The sequence below is a fragment of the Paenibacillus sp. MBLB1832 genome (assembly GCF_032271945.1).
Taxonomy (GTDB): Bacteria; Bacillota; Bacilli; order Paenibacillales; family NBRC-103111; genus Paenibacillus_E; species Paenibacillus_E roseopurpureus.
The window spans coordinates 4,473,196-4,490,184 of sequence record NZ_CP130319.1 but is presented as its reverse complement, the minus strand read 5'-3'; the positions used below and the strand labels follow the sequence as shown (position 1 = coordinate 4,490,184).

The following is a 16,989-nucleotide window of genomic DNA, read 5'->3' as shown; positions in this document are numbered from 1 at the left end:
ATACAAAGCGATCTAAGTGGAAAACTACAGTTATTTCTGGTCTAAAATAAAAAAATCAATCAGATCACGGAGATTAACTGTACATTTCCATTTAAAAAAGGGGATCCTAGGATCCCCTAACCCATTTATTCAAAAAGCTTACGTAAATTCTCGGTATAAGGCGCCTGCACAATCCCTTTTTCCGTAATAATCGCGGTGACATACTCGTTCGGCGTCACATCGAACGCTGGATTGAACACCTTCACGCCTGCTGGCGCTGTGCGCTTGCCGAAGCCTTGCGTGATCTCGTCCTCGTGGCGCTCCTCGATCGGAATATCGCCGCCTGTCGGCGTATTCAAATCAATCGTGGACATCGGACTCGCCACGTAGAACGGAATACCGTGCGCCTTAGCTAGTACAGCTACACTGTATGTGCCGATTTTGTTCGCCACATCGCCGTTCGCCGCAACGCGGTCCGTTCCGACGATGACCGCTTGGATCCAACCCTTCGCCATGACCGCGCCGGCCATGTTGTCACAGATCAGCGTGACGTCCACGCCAGCCTGCTGCAGTTCAAAAGCAGTTAGTCGCGCGCCTTGCAGCACGGGTCTCGTTTCATCGGCGAACACTTTGATGTTCAGCCCTTGCTCCTTCGCCAAGTAGAACGGCGCTAACGCCGTGCCGTACTTGGCGGTTGCCAAACCGCCGGCGTTGCAGTGGGTCAGCACGCCGAACCCATCCTCGAACAGCGTGAGCGCATGTTCGCCAATACGGCGGTTGGTGTCTTCGTCCTCCGCCTGAATCCCTTGCGCTTCCTGCAGAAGCGCAGCCTTGAACGCAGCTGGGCTCACGCCCTCGGCTGCCAAGGCCTCGGCTCTCGCGCGCATGCGATCGAGCGCCCAGAACAAATTCACCGCCGTCGGACGCGACGTCGCCAGATAATCCGCCTGCTTCTGGACTTCCGCCAGAAGCTCCTCAACTGTAGCATCCACGCCGCGGATGCCCAGGTAAACCCCATACGCAGCGGCGATCCCGATCGCAGGTGCGCCGCGAACTTTCAAGTGCCGAATCGCTTCCCACACCTCAACGGGTGTCTCCAGCGGTAAATATACGATCTCCTCTGGCAGCAATCGTTGATCAAGCAGATCAAGCTCCTGCCCATTCCAGCGCAAGGATTGCAAAGCGCTTTGCATGTCTACGTTGTTTGTCGTTGTTGTCATAGTACAAAACCTCTTTCTGTTGCTCGTGTTGCGATGTGAATAAGTTCATCAATCGACGTTACTTGACGATTGGCACGAATTGCAGCGGTACCGATCGTTAGCGCCAGACGCTGTGCGCGCTCTCTAGCGGCAGCATCCCCGATTTTATCGATATCTGCGACATGGGCAAGACCGACAACGCGGCGAACCATTTTGGCGCCAGCGAAGCCGACGGTGTCACGCAGCAAGCTTGCTACGAAGTAGTCTTGGTAGCCTGGCGTCGCGAATACGCGGTCAACCCCGTGTTCTTTCCATAACGCGCGGAAGTTTTGTTCGAAATGCGTCCATACATCCTTCACGGTTTGAGTCAAATAAGCGCGATAAGCTGCACGGCTTGCCTCGTCTTTGCTCCATCCTTCTTGTGCAGCGAAGTTAAGCAGCAGATTCGCCAAAACGGCGCCGATATCAAAGCCCATAGGCCCATAAAATGCAAACTCGGGATCAATCACTTTCGTGGAATCTGGCTTAATAAAAATACTGCCAGTATGCAAATCCCCGTGCAGCAAAGCTTGCGCCCCAGTCAGGAATTTGTTGCGGAGAATAGCGACTTCCAAGTGAAGTTCTTCATCTGCCCAAAGCCCCTCGACAGCATCACGAATGGCAGCTTCGAAATTGTTCGTTTCCGCATCACGATAAGGATCATCGAAGATCAGATCTTCGGTAATTTTGCACAGCTCTGGATTAATGAAACGTCCAAGCTGGAGCTTCTTTTCTTGTTGATTTTTGCCTAGATCCGAAGTGAAAAAGAGTGTATGAGCTAAGAAACGCCCAATATGCTCAGCAAAAAGCGGGTACTGATTGCCCTCGATCAACCCTCTGCGCATGATGACATGATCGCTGAGATCTTCCATCACCGTAAGCGCCAGTTCAGCATCATAAGCATATACATGCGGAACTAGGTCAGGAACGAGCCCTTCTTCAATGATCAAAGCTTCGCTCTCAATACGAGCGCGGTCCAGCGTAAGCGGCCAGGACTCTCCAACAACTTTGGCATAAGGTAATGCCTGTTTTAAAATAATACTTTTTCCAGTAGCCGCTTCCGTTATACGAAATACAAGGTTTAAATTGCCATCGCCAATTTCCTGGCTAGCCAGCTCTGCACCTGGTTGAAATAATTGCGGGATACGGCGTGCGTATTCGATCGCCTGCGCTTCCGATAAAGGATGATACGTTGACATGGTTAAACCTCCTATGGATGATTGGAATTAATTCCAACTAATTTACTGAGTATTAATAGTCTTTCCCTAGTATAAGGCAAATTGATGGCGCATGAAATACACTTTTTAGAAATGTCGTATATTTTCCATAAAATCAGCGGAATATTGGGCTAAATCGAAATTTACACAATCTTTATTTTGGTAAAATACGGCGAAAATGATCCGCAGTTATCCTAGAAACAAAATGGTTTCCGAGGATGGTGTCGAATGAGACTGAGGGATCTGATCGTTGCAATAGCCGTATGTTTCGCTTTCTTATGCCTAGCCTATCAAGCAGAAACGCCTCATCCAGTCACAGATCCGAATCCAATGAAACAGAATCAGGAACAGTTTGCCCGCATGCAGGAAGGAATGGCCTTGAAATAAAGGCTGTTCTTTTTTTATTTTTGGCCTAATAAATCCATATTGTATTTGTTTTGGCAGGAAAGTTTATTTATAATAGATGGATTAATGAGGAGAACGAGGAGCTGTATGCTATGGGGAATGCAAAGGCTTTGAAAGAATGGGCGTCGGCTGTTAAAGCACTGGAAGCGGGCTCGCAAATTTTTATTATGCGCAAGGGAGGCATTATTGAAGAAACAAGGGATTTTCAAGTCGTTTCGGACGATTTTTTTCTCTATCCCACCTATGAACACCAGAGAAAAGCGTTGTTAAAGGAGCCGTTCAGCGGACTGATTGATGAAACGTTAGAAGGTTGGAGCGCTGAGGATACGCACGTGACAATCCGTTCCTTCGCTAGAGTCGTGGAGGATATTGAAGTAAGCGACCAGGAACAACTCAATCACTTATTTCCATTTCATATATGGACGGAAAATTTCACAGAAGAACGTTTGAAGTGGAAACGTAAAAACCCGCTGCATATTATGATTCTAAGGGTGTACACGCTGCACGAACCCATTCAAATTCCGATCGAACAGGCCTATATTGGCTGCAAATCATGGATTGAGCTCGGAATTCCTGTCCCTGAAGAGTCCGCTATGGCAGCAGTGTTGAATGAGGACGAATTCACTGAGCGAATTGCTGAAATTAAACGTACTTTGGCATAAAAAATACGTAGCAATTCACAAAACAGTCTCCTTTTTCATCCGATTGCCCTTTCTTGATTTGTTTCAGTAAGTTATAATAGAATTATTCTAATGAGAATCAATGATAATCAATTAAAAAAGGAGAGACTTTGACTCCGTCAAAGATCCCTAATAAGGTGAGACTTTGACTCCGTCAAAGATCCCTATAAAGGGTTATCATTTATCTAGTACATTCAAACATTATGGAGGCTTAAAGAAAATGGCAAATTCATCAACATTTACAATAGACGGTCTAAGAGCGAACGTCGAAGGAAAGGAAATTTTGAAAGGTCTTAGCCTTGAAATCAAAGGCGGCGAAATTCACGCGATCATGGGGCCGAACGGTACGGGGAAAAGTACGTTGGCGTCCGCGTTGATGGGCCACCCGAAATATGAAGTTACCGAGGGTTCCGTTACTTTAGACGGTGAAGACGTTCTTGAGATGGCAGTTGACGAGAGAGCACGCGCTGGTCTGTTCTTGGCTATGCAATACCCAAGCGAAATCACGGGCGTAACGAATGCTGATTTCTTGCGCAGTGCGATGAACGTTCGCCGCGGCGAAGGTAATGAGATCTCCTTGATCAAGTTCATCCGTCAAATGGAAGCGAAAATGAAGCAGCTTGAAATGAACCCTGAGTTCATGCACCGTTATTTGAACGAAGGCTTCTCCGGCGGAGAGAAGAAACGTAATGAAATACTTCAAATGCTTTTGCTAGAGCCTAAATTCGTTATTCTTGATGAAATTGACTCCGGTTTGGATATCGATGCTTTACGTATCGTTGCAGAAGGTGTAAACGCAATGCGCAGCGAAGAGCGCGGATTCTTGATCATTACGCATTACCAACGTTTGCTTAACTACGTTAAACCAGATTTTGTACATGTTATGATGCAAGGCCGTATCGTGAAATCAGGCGGTCCTGAACTTGCTGAGCGTCTGGAAGCGGAAGGCTATGACTGGATCAAAGAAGAACTCGGCATCGTGGATGAAACTGTTGGTCAAGATACGGAAGAATTCAAAATTCCAATGAACACGACTGCGCCGAAGTACTAGAGCGGAGAGACTTTGATCTTCGGGTCAAAGATACTTATAAATGGAGGAAATCATGAGCACTAAAACAACACTTTCCATCGATTCTAATGCTGTTACTGAGCTCTCCCGCAGCAAGCAAGAGCCAGAGTGGATGACAGCCCTTCGTGCAGAAGGGGCAGCATTAGCCCATTCGTTGGAATTACCTATACTAGAAAAAACAAGAATCGACCGTTGGAGCGTTTCCTCCTACGGTTCCCATAAAGAACAAGCAGCGTTGAGTTCCTTAGACGCATTACCTTCCGTAACGCAAGGATTAACGAGCTCTGATAACTTGATCGTGCAACGCAACTCGGGCATCGTATTTAGCCAAGTTTCCGAAGAATTGAAAGCGCAAGGCGTTATTTTCACTGACCTCGAAACAGCGGTTCGTGAGCATGGTGATCTTGTGAAGCCTTACTTCATGCAGGCTGTTAAAGCGGATGAGAATCAGCTGACAGCGGTGCATGCGGCATTGTGGAACGGCGGTATCTTCCTTTACGTTCCGAAGAATGTCGTTGTGAGCACGCCGCTTCAGGCTTTGTTCGTTGCGGATGATGCTGAAGCGACTTTCGCACCGCACGTCTTGATTGTTGCTGAGCAGTTCAGCTCCGTCACTTACGTTGACAACTTCGTCTCCGCGGTTAACGGCGCAGCGCTTGTACAGAACGGAATCGTGGAAGTATTCGCGAAGCCTGGTTCACGCGTGAACTATTCATCCATTCACAGTTTGGAAGAATCCGTGACGGATTTGACTTATCGCCGTGCGATTCTGGAAGACGATTCCCGAATTGGCTGGGTTGTCGGTGAGTTGAACTACGGAAACTCCATGTCCGATACAACATCTATTCTAAAAGGAAAAGGCTCTGATTCCGATGCGAAAGTCATTTGTGTCGGTACGCAAGAGCAGAAGCTGAACTTGACGACGCGTGCCGTTCATTGGGGCAAAGCTTCGACGAGTGATATGATTACTCGTGCGGTTATGCGTGATGGCGCGACAGCGATCATTAACGGGATCACGAAGATTGAAAAGGGTGCACAGGGCTGTAATGGTCAACAAACCGAGAAAGTCTTGATGCTTAGCCCGAAAGCGCGCGGCGACGCGAATCCGATTCTTCTCATCGATGAAGATGACGTTAAAGCGGGCCATGCAGCGAGCGTTGGTCAGGTGAATGCAGAGCAAGTTCACTACTTGATGTCTCGCGGAATTACGAAGGAAGAAGCTCAACGCTTAATTATTTACGGATTCTTGGCGCCAGTCGTTTCCGAAATTCCAGTGAAAAGCGTTGAAGAACAGCTGCAAAGCTTAGTGGAGAGGAAGCTAGGACAATGATAACTGCCGAGATACGTGAACTTTTTCCCATTCTGAAGCAAGACGTGAACGGTCATCCACTGGTTTACTTGGATAGTGCTGCTACTTCCCAGAAGCCTATTCAGGTGATCGAGGCACTGAAGCATTACTATGAGTGGGATAATGCGAACGTTCATCGCGGGGTTCATACCCTAGGTTCCCGAGCAACAGATGCGTACGAAGGAGCAAGAGCCAAGGTGGCGAAGTTCATCAACGCAGCGAGCGAGCAGGAGATTATTTTTACAAGAGGCACGACTACTGCAATCAATATTGTGGCGGCGAGCTATGCACAATCGGTACTTCAGGAGGGCGATGAAATCGTCCTTACCCCGATGGAGCATCACAGTAACCTGATCCCTTGGCAGCAAGCTGCCAAGAAAACAGGCGCCATTTTGAAATATATCCCGTTGCAGCCGGATGGATCTATCACGATTGAGGATGCTGAGAAAACGATCACGGATCGTACGAAGATCGTCTCCATCGTCTATGTATCTAATGTGCTCGGTGTCATTAATCCAATCAAAGAGATTGGACAGATCGCCCATAAACATGGTGCGAAAATCATGGTCGACGGTGCCCAAAGCACGCCGCACATGCCAGTGGATGTTCAAGATTTGGATTGTGATTTCTATGCGCTGTCTGGACATAAAATGTGTGGACCAACTGGAATTGGGGCATTGTATGGGAAGAAAGCTTTGCTTAATAACATGGAGCCTGTCGAGTTTGGCGGCGAGATGATCGACCATGTCGATCTCTACGAGTCAACTTGGAAGGAGCTGCCATGGAAGTTTGAAGGCGGTACGCCGATGATCGCTGGTGCTGTTGGTTTAGGTGCTGCCATCGACTTCTTGCAGGAAGTTGGCATGGATGCGATTTTCAAACATGATTTGGAACTAACGAATTATGCTTTGGAACGTATGAAGGGTATTGAAGATTTGACGGTCTACGGACCGCTGACGAATCGTGCAGGATTGATTACGTTTAATCTTGGCGACGTACACCCGCATGATGTTGCCACCGTTCTAGATGCAGAAGGTGTTGCGATCCGTGCAGGGCACCACTGTACACAGCCGCTCATGAGATGGCTAGAAGTAAGCAGCACAGCTCGTGCAAGCTTTTATTTATACAATACAGAGGCAGATGTAGACCGTCTTGTGATGGCCTTACAGAAAACAAAGGAGTACTTCGGCCATGCAATTGGATGATTTATACCGTAGAGTAATTATGGATCACTATAAAACACCGCGCAACCGTGGGAAATTTGAGTCAGGCGAGGCCGTAACCGTTGATCTGAACAACCCGACCTGTGGGGATAAAATTTCACTGCAAATGCAAGTGGAAGAGGGTATCGTGAAGAACGCGAAATTCACAGGCGAAGGCTGCTCGATCTCTCTATCCTCTGCTTCCATGATGACGGATGCGGTCAAAGGGAAGACGATCGAGGAAGCGCTGAAGATGGCCGACGATTTCTCTGGCTTGATGAAAGGCGACCCTGTCGAATTCGAATATGAAGACATTGAAGCTTTGTCTGGCGTGAACAAGTTTCCCGCTAGAATCAAGTGTGCGACCCTAGCGTGGAACGCTCTTCGCAAAGGGATCGAGCACACGCATAAGACCGATAACTAACGCATTCGCGATGGAATAGGTAATCGAAACGCAAGTAAACATCATATTAAGGAGGAATCAACCATGGCAAAACAAATGCCAGATCTCGAGGATTATAAATATGGTTTTAGAGATGAGCACAAGGCCATTTTCCAATCAGGTAAAGGCTTAACTCGTGAAATCGTTGAAGAAATCTCAAGAATTAAAGGCGAGCCAGAATGGATGCTGGAATTCCGTTTGAAATCTCTTGAGCAATTCTTCAAAATGCCAATGCCGCGCTGGGGCGGGAACATGGATGACTTGGATTTCGATGATATCCAATACTATGTGCGTCCATCCGAGAAGCAAGGTAAAACGTGGGAAGAAGTTCCTACAGAAATCAAAGAAACGTTCGACAAACTGGGTATCCCAGAAGCAGAGCAAAAGTTCCTAGCAGGTGTATCTGCTCAGTATGAATCTGAGGTTGTTTACCACAGCATGCAGAAAGAGCTTGAAGATCAAGGTGTTATCTTCACTGACACAGATACAGCTCTTCGTGAGTATCCAGAATTATTCAAACAATATTTCGGAACGATTATTCCTCCTTCCGATAACAAGTTCGCTGCATTGAACAGCGCAGTTTGGTCAGGTGGATCTTTCATCTACGTACCAAAAGGCGTGAAATGTGAAATTCCGTTGCAAGCTTACTTCCGTATTAACTCCGAAAACATGGGTCAATTCGAGCGTACATTGATCATCACCGACGAAGATAGCTTTGTGCACTACGTAGAGGGCTGTACAGCTCCGATCTACAGCACGAACTCCCTGCACAGTGCGGTTGTTGAGATCGTATGTCTGAAGAACTCCCGTGCTCGTTACACAACGATCCAGAACTGGGCGCCTAACATCTACAACCTCGTTACAAAACGTGCGGTTGCAGAAGAAGGAGCTACGATGGAGTGGGTTGACGGTAACATCGGCTCCAAATTGACGATGAAGTACCCAGCGGTTGTGTTGAAAGGCCGCGGCGCTAAAGGGATGGTACTTTCCATCGCTGTAGCGGGTAAAGGTCAGCACCAAGATGCTGGTGCGAAAATGACGCACTTGGCGCCTGATACAACGTCAACAATTGTGTCTAAATCGATTTCCAAGCATGGTGGTAAAGTAACATATCGTGGTTTGGCTTCCTTCGGGCGTAACTCCCAAGGCTCTAAAGCGAATATCAAATGCGATACGCTAATTTTGGATAACGAGTCCACATCCGATACAATTCCTTACAATGAAATCATGAACGACAACATTACGCTTGAGCATGAAGCGACAGTTTCCAAGGTTTCTGAGGATCAATTGTTCTACCTCATGAGCCGTGGTCTAACAGAAGCAGAAGCGACGCAAATGATCGTTATGGGCTTCATTGAACCATTCACCAAGGAACTTCCAATGGAATATGCCGTGGAAATGAACCGTCTCATCAAGTTCGAGATGGAAGGGTCCATCGGTTAATAAATAGCAAAGCGTGCCCGAGATGATCTCTCAGGCACGCTTTTTTTAACCGTTAATTCGTTTGCGATTCTGCGTAGCGGCTGTTTGCAAGGCTACATAGAACGATTGGATATTAAATTTCTTCTTAAACTCAAACCGATACGTCGCGGTTGAAATAGTATTGGCTCTGTAATAGGGCGATGTGATGTAATGAATGGTTAGTTCGCTGTCGTCAAATCCTGTACCGCCTGTTTCCATGGACACTTCATAAATAGAATCGAGGTCAATAGTGGAAACCTTTGTTTTTTTGCCAGTTACACCTTGATGGTCAATGATAATGATGCGTTCATCTGTGACGACGAAAGTGTCCCTTACGAGCTTAAAGCCTGTTGTGATCGTTTCATTCGACATCAGATAAGAACCGTATTGAGCACTAAGCTCCTCCACGGAAACTTCCGATAAATTGCCTAGTAATCCACTAAAAATACCCAAGCTTATCACTCCTCCCAAACCAATATATATATGTGGTAATTCCACATTTAGACTGTGAATCCTGCTAGTTGACTCAGTCTTCAGACTGATTATCAAAGGGCTTTTCGGTAAAAATTCGTAATGGCTCTGCATGCATATTTGACTTGGAGTTGTCTCACCCTATAAAGGATTCTAATGCGTTCCTGAAGGAGAGAGAAACTCATGTGGAGTAAGTTAAAAGCACCTGCAATAGGAAGTATGGTCGTCATGATGGCGATTACGACGGCTTGCGGGAAGGATAATACGGGCACACGCGTTGTACCTTCAGCGAGTCCGACCAATGTTACTTCTGGGGTAACAGGTTCGAGTAATTCCACTGCCAAAAGTTTGTCACAGGCTGGGAAAGAGATCGTTGCCCTTGGCACGAATGATGTTACGCTGCCCATGAAAACGTTTGGCAGTGTGAAGTATGTTTCTGCTCAGGATTTGATCAAGACATTGAAATATCAATCCGAATGGGAAGATTCGGGACGTAAGCTTATACTTGGAGAAAATGACGCGAATTTTGAGTTAATCATAAACTCCACTAAAGCTGTTAAAGATGGAACAGACATCACTCTGAGTCAGCCCATTGTGAAAGAGGGGGCTATTGCGTATTTGCCGGTTACTGACCTAGCTGATTTATTCCAAGATGATATGTCTTTTGAAGTGCGTTCTAAAGATGTACTCATTCATAGCACGCCGATGGAATTGATCGAGAATGAGGACGATACAAGTCCAAGCGGAAATGCTCCAGAACTAGATTTCGCTGAAGACCCAACGGATCCATTCAGAGGAGAGGACACGTCGGCCAACCCAGCCATGATGTCAGATCAGACGTTGACGGATAGGCCGGTGTGGTCTCAATTCGATCAAGAGGATGCCGTCCCTGTTCTAAAAAACATTGATGTTAACGCGATGATTCGGAAAGGTAAGCAATATTTAGGTGTAAAATATTTATTTGGAGCAAAGCCATATCCACAGACGGGACGTTTCGATTGCGCTTCTTTCACGCAATATATTTTCGGGAAATACGGAGTCAAATTGCCGAGAATCTCTCGTCAGCAAGCGGCATTAGGTACGTTTGTTTCTCGGAAATCGTTACGTAAAGGCGATCTGATGTTTTTCTATGTCCCAGGACGCTTCAAAACGAATAAAACCGTAGGTCATGTCGGTATTTATATCGGCAACATGCAAATGCTTCATTCGTCTCCAAAGCCTAAAAACGGCGTTCAAATTACGAACATCAACAAGCCTTACTGGAAGAAAACGTATATTAAAGCAAAGCGATTTGTCTATTAATAAATGAGAGCCTATCCTCTGGATAGGTTTTTATTTTTTAGTAATTTGAAACAAATACATAGTTGGTGCGTTTTACATAGTAGTATGTTTTTTGTAAAGGAGGCAAGGAAAGATGACAATTGTACTTTATGAGAAATTAGTTAGCGGGCAGTTGGTCAAAATTGGCGAACGGCCATGGGATGATGGGCTGATCCAAGCTCTGAATGTAGCTAATTTTATTCTGGTCGCAGGCAAGGAATATGAGATGATCGAGGGCCGACTGAACTTGGATCTCGATGTATTTGAATTGCTGCTTGTTGCTGTAAGTACGGAAGGAGGAGGGAGCAAACAGTGAAACGACCGCTTAAAGTTCTGTCAGCTTCACTGAGCTTCATTCTCATGAGTCAACTGCTGCTCCTCTCCGCAAGCGCCGCAGAATCGCCTAATCCCAATGCGGGATCCGCGAAATTGGTGGAGTGGTCCAGCGAAGAAGTGAAAGCGTACTTCGATCCACAGGTGGATTGGAATTTGCCCATACCCTCAGATAAGGGTGCAACGCCTTCACCTACGCCAATACCATCAGGAACAACCTCAGGAGGATCGGGAAGCAGTACAACGCCGATTATTGTGAACAATGTTTCAGGCGGCGGCTTTGGATGGGATGACTTGCTGCTGTATCATCTCATTTTCAATACGGTAAGTCCTTATTCCTCAAGCAGTTGGGGAAATAATCATCGTTCTTATTACTATCGTTCTAATACGCCATACGTGAATAAATCGTATCAACCAAGCTCATTCACGAATCGTTCCACAACGAAGACACCAACGACGTCCAGCGGCAGTGGAACATTTACATCGAATAAATCCACCACGAGTTCGAAATCAGGAACGACAGGATCCGTAAGCAGTTATTCGGGTTCAAGTGGAAGTTCAACTTCATCGAGCTCCTCGAAGTCGACATCAACGGGCACAGGAAGTATTGGCGGCAAATCAAGCGGTTTCAGCTCATCATCCAGCTCAAGCTCTGGGGGTTAAGGCATGATCTTTGAAGTGATAGGTCAGCCAGCTTCTGATCGTGATGCAAGAGTTCAGCAACTAGCTGAACTTGGGTTCAGGTGGGCTAATTTGGAAGAGGAAGCCTACTGGATTGATCAACTTATCGTTATGGAACATGCAGTCTATGAGGAACTTATTGCTGCTGCAAAGAAGCTGTGGCTCGTGTTCGATAAAGCGGCCCGTAGCCTAATAGGTTATAGAGAATGCTACGCCAATCTCTCGATTCCCGAGGTGCTCTGGGATGGATTGGATCGACTTGAGCCTGGAGAAGAAGGCGTTATCAGTCGTTATGCCAGATTTGATTTTAGTATTAATATTGAAGGTAAGATCAAGCTGCTGGAGCTGAATGCGGATACCCCCACAGGCTATGTGGAGGCGGCAATTGCAACCCCATGGCTATGTGATCAATACGGTCTAGTCTCGCCGAATGTAGAGATGAAAGAGCTTGTACGTCAAGCATGGGCGATTGAGGCCCCAACGTATGCAGCCTGTGTAGGCTATGGACAACATATTGAAGATACAGGGACGATCGATGCCCTTGTCGCGCACAGTCAAAGAGAGATGACCTGCGTAAATTGCTTGGATGTATGGATTGATGATGGGATCGTCAAGGTAGGAAAGGATCAAACAATTCAGCGTATGTTCGCCTTATATCCGAAGGAGTGGATGGGTGTTGACGACGGCGGAGAGGCACTATCCTATGCCATTGAAGAGCAACTGGTTCAGTTGTTCAATCCGCTGCATGCTGTTATTTTGCAATCCAAAGGCTTACAGGCCTTGATCTGGCAGTTGCATCTGGAGCGCTCTGAGCTGTTTACGGAAGAAGAGCATGATGCGATTGCGGCATATATGCTGCCAACGTTCACAGAGCCTCATCTGGAAGGGAATTATGTATCCAAGTCGATGTTCGGCCGCGAAGGCGGATCCGTGGAAATCTATGATGAACATGGCGAGCTGGCACATAAGGATGAGGCAGGCTTTGATACGAGCGTATTTTTCAAACGTGTCTATCAAGGGCGGGCTGATTTGCCTGAGCTTTCTTTTGCTCATGGTCAGGGACATCTATTAACAGGGTTATTCGTCCTTAACGGTACGCCGTGCGGTCTACTCGGCAGAGCTGGCGGTTTGATTACAGGAAATGCAAGTCAATTTGTGGCGATTGGAGTGAAAACGCCTTGAAACAAGCACGATTTATGCTTTTTGCAATAGGAATCATCGGTGTGATCGTCATTATTTGGATGATCAGCTTGGCATTCGATAAGAAGCCTTCGGTTCTAAGTAAATCAGTGACTACGGTCGCCTCAGGTAACGCAGCTACGATAACTAACTCTTCCAACGGTGAGGTACCGTGGGATTATCAGGTTCAGCAAGTGAAGGTCGGCGATTTGATCGACGGGGACATGGTGCTATTGCCGAATAATGAACGAATCTCCAATGATCAGAATTTTGCGACGGGGGACAGCATCTATGTGCTAAACTATATGTTCGCAACGATGAAAATAGATAGTCAAGGGAAGAACGATGTGACACTTTCGCAATGGAAACCGATCAAGACGTTTAAAACCAAAGAAGAAGCGGATAAGGATATTTCGGAATTGAAAGTTGAAATTAAGACGGATGTTAAGCTAATTGGTGTGTATAAAACCGAACTGGAAGGCAAATCACGCTTCTTCGCTGTCGCGGAACTGCCAACTGGACAGAAGGTGAAGCAACCGATTCCCGAAGAGCGCTATAAGTCTTTTAAGGATAAAAAGGAAGTTAGTGTTGTGCTGGAAGAAGTGCATGATTATACGAATTATGATCAATCGATGGCTAAATTTCGGGGGTGGGCGGAGTGATCGTGTTGGATTTGCTAATCAGTCTTTGCGTTATTGTCCTGCTGCAGTTTGCAGGAATGTATATCTTTAGTTTGATGACGCCATACCGCGATATGGAAGAAATCAATAATGGCAATGTGGCCGTAGGCATTACGATGGGCGGTAAATTCGTTTCCACAGCTATCATTCTAGGTATTGCCGCTTATACGAATGCCTCCATCTGGCATATGGGCCTATGGTTTGCAGTCGGTTACTCATGTTTAATAGCCTCATACTGGGTGTTTGATTGGTTAACACCTGGCATAAAGCTATCCCATCAGTTGAAGCAAGGCAATATCGCGGTAGGTACCTTGCTTGCAGCTGTATACATTGGCATCGCCATATCTGTCTCCTCACTCATTATTTAAGAGAGCTAGATCGCGATCGTCGTAATTTCGACATTTGCTAATTGAGACATATCAAGGAATTGGCCATTGATGTTAATGAGCGGTCGGAAGAAGTCTGTCGGGTTGGTCATAATGATCGTGCCCTCGCGTCCATCGCTCAGAAACACTTTTTTACCGATAAAATTCGGAATCATGTTTCGGATAAACACTTGAGTGATTTTCGGATCAAGCTGGCCAAAGCTCATGCGATGAAGTTCCTTCAGTACATAAAGGAGATCCCGTCGTTGCTGATAAACACGGCTGGAGATCATGGCGCTGTAAATGTCCGCAACTGCGATAATCCGTGAGTACGAATGAATGTCGTTACCGAATTTGCGAAGCGGGTAACCTGTCCCATCCATCCGTTCATGATGCTGCAAGGCCACAAGAGCCAACGTATCATCCTTCAGTTGTTTCTTGATCATGTCATATCCGTAAATGGTATGCTTCTGAACTTCTTCGAATTCATCCCTCGTTAGCTTCCCAGGTTTATTCAAAATATCTAATGAAATCTTGCACTTCCCTATATCGTGCAAATAACCTGCTTTGCCAATGATTAAAGCTTCTTTCTCGCTTTTGTTCATCCATTTGGCAATGTAATACGATAACATACCTACTTGAACGCTGTGTTGAAGCGTGTAATCATCATCGCTGTTTAGGGAAAGGAGCAAGGAAACGACGTCATTTTCTTCTTTGATGCTTCCAATTAATGGATTGAAAGCGGATTCCACATTTTCGTTTTGAAGAACGCCGCCTTTTTGAACCGTATCGAAAAGTTCTTTGATGCCATCAACCGCGCTGTTGAATAAGTCGATCTGCAACATATTGGCTTGACGAACAGGCGCTTCTTCAACGACTTTCTCAATTTCACTGACTCTTGGGGCTATATCAACGTAATCCACGCTATGGCGATTAAGCATTGTAATGTCCCCTGCATCGAGCACTGTGCCTGATGAGAGGAGATGCAGACCTACGGAATTGTAGGAATCGGAAATCAATTTGTCGCCAACGATAAGTTGAAGCACATGTACTCGCATAGAAGCTCCCTTCCAAGTCCTGTAATCATGTAGGTATATTGTAATACTACATCCCAATATAACGGCTGTAAAGACTTTTAGCCTGAATTAGGTCTTCAGTCCCTTGTATGAGAACGCGGCCGCCCGGGAATAAAATGATTTGAATATCGGAGGATGGATGGAATTTCAAAAGAAACTTATTTTTCTCGACGATTCCAAGCGGCGTGAGCCGTTCTTCCCAGTATTCCAGGGGATGTGTGCTGGGCCTCACGGGATGGATCTGTACCGAATTACGGCCGCAGAGAGATTGAATGGTGTCGCTCTCCAAGTGTGCATCTAAATAATCAAATTGGTGATGGGCACAAGCTGGACAATCTGATTTCTTAGCCCCTGAGACCCTGATGGCAGAGTTCTGATTGAACCATAAGTCCCATTGCTGCATGCTAAGATTGAGCTGCTCTTTGGCGCCTACGAGCAGTTTGAGTGCTTCTGTCGCCTGAAAGGATGCCACAACATGGATAATGCCGCTAATGACGCCAGCGGTATCACAGGTGTCTGTCGTTCCAGCAGCAGGAGCTTGCGTGAATAAACAGCGCAAACAAGGTGTTTCACCAGGGAGAATGGTTAAGGAAACCCCTCGAGAAGCGACTGCGCCTCCATAAATCCAAGGGATGCCTAATTTGTTGCTGACATCATTCAGCAGGAAACGGACGGCAAAGTTATCGGTGCCATCTAAAATAAGGTCCACATCATGCAGCAATTGCTCAGCATTCGTGGCATTCAGATCAGTTACATGGGGATCGATGACGATGGAAGAATTGACGAGACGCAGCCGATTAGCGGCTGCAATCGCTTTGGGCAACGTAGCTGCAGCGTCTTCTTCGTCATACAGCATCTGACGTTGCAGATTCGTTCTATCGACAAAATCACGATCGATGATACGAACATAACCTACACCGGCACGCACCATATGATTGGCAAGTACGGTGCCTAAGGCACCCATGCCAACAATCGCGACTCGACCGTCGCCAAGCTTTCGCTGCCCTTCGATGCCTATAGGAGCAAAGAGTAGCTGTCTCGAGTAGCGCGTATCGATATCTGGTGCAGAAATGTCATGTAGATTTGTGTTCAAGCGGAATCATCTCCGATCAATTAATATTCTGTAAGGGGCGTTTCGAGCGGATTCCATGGTCCCGTTTGACTGCCTTTCCATTCGGAGCCGTCTTCCCAAATTTCTTTCTTCCAAATGGGGACAATTTGTTTCAATCGCTCAATCGCATAGCGGCTCGCGTCATAGCAAGCGGCCCGATGAGGGGACGAGACTGCAATAACAACACTGGCTTCGGCAATGTCCACACGACCGAGTCGATGTGTAATCGCACATAAGGTGCCAGGCCATTTTGAGGCAATTTCCTCACCGATGGTGGCCATCATTTTCAGAGCCATAGGTCGATATGCTTCATATTCTAACAGCACTGTTCGCTGTCCAAAGGTCATTTCTCGTGTAGTACCAATAAAAGCCAGGGAGGCCCCGTGGTTGGGGTGGTTCACTTTAGATGTAACGGCTGTGATGTCGATCTCCGTGTCGGTAATCTCGTATAGTGAAGGCTGTCCGCCAGAAACAGGTGGAATCAAAGCGATTTCGTCAGAAGCCGAAAGGGTATCTTGATCACCGGCATACGCTTGATTTTTAGCGAAAAAACAAGTCGCTACGAGCGAGGAAGCAGTGGGATAATCCTGCGTAAGCTTCAGCTTCAATTCAGCAACCGTGATGGATTCTTGATCCAAGGACACGACGAGTTTCGTAGTTCCGAACAGATCAACGAGACCAGCAAAAAGTTGGATGTGTAGGTTCAATTTTGTTCTCCTAAGGATAGATGAT

At 46.5% G+C, this 16,989-nt stretch carries 19 protein-coding genes; 13 read left to right on the top strand and 6 right to left on the bottom strand.

The window, feature by feature from the left end; translation table 11 throughout:
- Nucleotides 1–125 precede the first annotated feature (125 nt).
- Both mtnA and mtnK read right to left on the bottom strand, forming a co-directional pair.
- Nucleotides 126–1,199 carry an S-methyl-5-thioribose-1-phosphate isomerase gene (gene mtnA / locus MJB10_RS20160; protein WP_314797621.1) on the bottom strand — a complete coding sequence of 358 codons (1,074 nt, stop codon included), beginning with the start codon at nucleotides 1,197–1,199 and terminating at the stop codon, nucleotides 126–128.
- On the bottom strand, nucleotides 1,196–2,416 hold the full coding sequence (gene mtnK / locus MJB10_RS20155) for an S-methyl-5-thioribose kinase (RefSeq protein ID WP_314797619.1): 1,221 nt from the start codon (nucleotides 2,414–2,416) through the stop codon (nucleotides 1,196–1,198). Before mtnK ends, mtnA begins: the two co-directional genes overlap by 4 nt.
- Before the next feature lie 246 nt (nucleotides 2,417–2,662).
- Between mtnK and MJB10_RS20150 the strand changes: the two genes are divergently transcribed.
- The 7 genes from MJB10_RS20150 (at nucleotide 2,663) to sufB (ending at nucleotide 9,023) form a co-directional block, all read left to right on the top strand.
- The gene (locus tag MJB10_RS20150) at nucleotides 2,663–2,821 is read left to right on the top strand and encodes a hypothetical protein (protein ID WP_314797618.1); all 159 of its coding nucleotides are present in this window, start codon (nucleotides 2,663–2,665) and stop codon (nucleotides 2,819–2,821) included.
- A 110-nt stretch (nucleotides 2,822–2,931) separates the two neighbouring features.
- The gene (locus tag MJB10_RS20145) at nucleotides 2,932–3,501 is read left to right on the top strand and encodes a DUF1802 family protein (RefSeq protein WP_314797616.1); all 570 of its coding nucleotides are present in this window, start codon (nucleotides 2,932–2,934) and stop codon (nucleotides 3,499–3,501) included.
- 238 nt (nucleotides 3,502–3,739) lie between these two features.
- On the top strand, nucleotides 3,740–4,570 hold the full coding sequence (gene sufC / locus MJB10_RS20140) for a Fe-S cluster assembly ATPase SufC (protein ID WP_314797614.1): 831 nt from the start codon (nucleotides 3,740–3,742) through the stop codon (nucleotides 4,568–4,570).
- Between the two features lie 52 nt (nucleotides 4,571–4,622).
- Nucleotides 4,623–5,918, top strand: a complete 1,296-nt coding sequence (gene sufD / locus MJB10_RS20135) for a Fe-S cluster assembly protein SufD (RefSeq protein WP_314797612.1) — start codon at nucleotides 4,623–4,625, stop codon at nucleotides 5,916–5,918.
- Nucleotides 5,915–7,141 carry a cysteine desulfurase gene (locus MJB10_RS20130; protein WP_314797610.1) on the top strand — a complete coding sequence of 409 codons (1,227 nt, stop codon included), beginning with the start codon at nucleotides 5,915–5,917 and terminating at the stop codon, nucleotides 7,139–7,141. The genes sufD and MJB10_RS20130 overlap by 4 nt, the downstream gene beginning before the upstream one ends.
- Nucleotides 7,128–7,562: a Fe-S cluster assembly sulfur transfer protein SufU gene (gene sufU, locus MJB10_RS20125; protein WP_314797609.1), complete on the top strand. Its 435-nt coding sequence runs from the start codon at nucleotides 7,128–7,130 to the stop codon at nucleotides 7,560–7,562. The genes MJB10_RS20130 and sufU overlap by 14 nt, the downstream gene beginning before the upstream one ends.
- Nucleotides 7,563–7,625: 63 nt before the next feature.
- Entirely contained in the window at nucleotides 7,626–9,023 is a 1,398-nt protein-coding gene (gene sufB / locus MJB10_RS20120; RefSeq protein WP_314797607.1) for a Fe-S cluster assembly protein SufB, read from the top strand.
- Between the two features lie 45 nt (nucleotides 9,024–9,068).
- On the opposite strand, the gene MJB10_RS20115 is transcribed toward sufB, so the two are convergent.
- Complete coding sequence (locus tag MJB10_RS20115; RefSeq protein WP_314805769.1) at nucleotides 9,069–9,503, bottom strand: PH domain-containing protein; 435 nt, start codon at nucleotides 9,501–9,503, stop codon at nucleotides 9,069–9,071.
- Between the two features lie 192 nt (nucleotides 9,504–9,695).
- Between MJB10_RS20115 and MJB10_RS20110 the strand changes: the two genes are divergently transcribed.
- From MJB10_RS20110 to MJB10_RS20085, 6 genes are all read left to right on the top strand, one after another.
- Nucleotides 9,696–10,814, top strand: coding sequence for a C40 family peptidase (locus tag MJB10_RS20110; RefSeq protein ID WP_314797605.1), 1,119 nt, complete (start codon nucleotides 9,696–9,698; stop codon nucleotides 10,812–10,814).
- Nucleotides 10,815–10,926: 112 nt separating this feature from the next.
- Entirely contained in the window at nucleotides 10,927–11,148 is a 222-nt protein-coding gene (locus tag MJB10_RS20105; protein WP_314797603.1) for a hypothetical protein, read from the top strand.
- Nucleotides 11,145–11,828, top strand: a complete 684-nt coding sequence (locus tag MJB10_RS20100; protein ID WP_314797601.1) for a hypothetical protein — start codon at nucleotides 11,145–11,147, stop codon at nucleotides 11,826–11,828. The genes MJB10_RS20105 and MJB10_RS20100 overlap by 4 nt, the downstream gene beginning before the upstream one ends.
- 3 nt (nucleotides 11,829–11,831) lie before the next feature.
- Entirely contained in the window at nucleotides 11,832–13,028 is a 1,197-nt protein-coding gene (locus MJB10_RS20095; RefSeq protein ID WP_314797599.1) for a glutathionylspermidine synthase family protein, read from the top strand.
- Nucleotides 13,025–13,687, top strand: a complete 663-nt coding sequence (locus tag MJB10_RS20090; RefSeq protein ID WP_314797598.1) for a signal peptide protein — start codon at nucleotides 13,025–13,027, stop codon at nucleotides 13,685–13,687. Before MJB10_RS20095 ends, MJB10_RS20090 begins: the two co-directional genes overlap by 4 nt.
- Complete coding sequence (locus MJB10_RS20085; RefSeq protein ID WP_314797597.1) at nucleotides 13,684–14,073, top strand: DUF350 domain-containing protein; 390 nt, start codon at nucleotides 13,684–13,686, stop codon at nucleotides 14,071–14,073. Before MJB10_RS20090 ends, MJB10_RS20085 begins: the two co-directional genes overlap by 4 nt.
- A 5-nt stretch (nucleotides 14,074–14,078) precedes the next feature.
- On the opposite strand, the gene MJB10_RS20080 is transcribed toward MJB10_RS20085, so the two are convergent.
- From MJB10_RS20080 to MJB10_RS20070, 3 genes are read right to left on the bottom strand one after another with little or no spacing between them, the layout of a single operon-like run.
- Nucleotides 14,079–15,128, bottom strand: a complete 1,050-nt coding sequence (locus MJB10_RS20080) for an HD-GYP domain-containing protein (protein ID WP_314797596.1) — start codon at nucleotides 15,126–15,128, stop codon at nucleotides 14,079–14,081.
- Nucleotides 15,129–15,174: 46 nt separating this feature from the next.
- Complete coding sequence (locus MJB10_RS20075) at nucleotides 15,175–16,203, bottom strand: ThiF family adenylyltransferase (protein WP_314805765.1); 1,029 nt, start codon at nucleotides 16,201–16,203, stop codon at nucleotides 15,175–15,177.
- A gap of 56 nt (nucleotides 16,204–16,259) precedes the next feature.
- The gene (locus MJB10_RS20070; protein WP_314797594.1) at nucleotides 16,260–16,964 is read right to left on the bottom strand and encodes a molybdenum cofactor biosynthesis protein; all 705 of its coding nucleotides are present in this window, start codon (nucleotides 16,962–16,964) and stop codon (nucleotides 16,260–16,262) included.
- Between the last annotated feature and the right edge of the window lie 25 nt (nucleotides 16,965–16,989).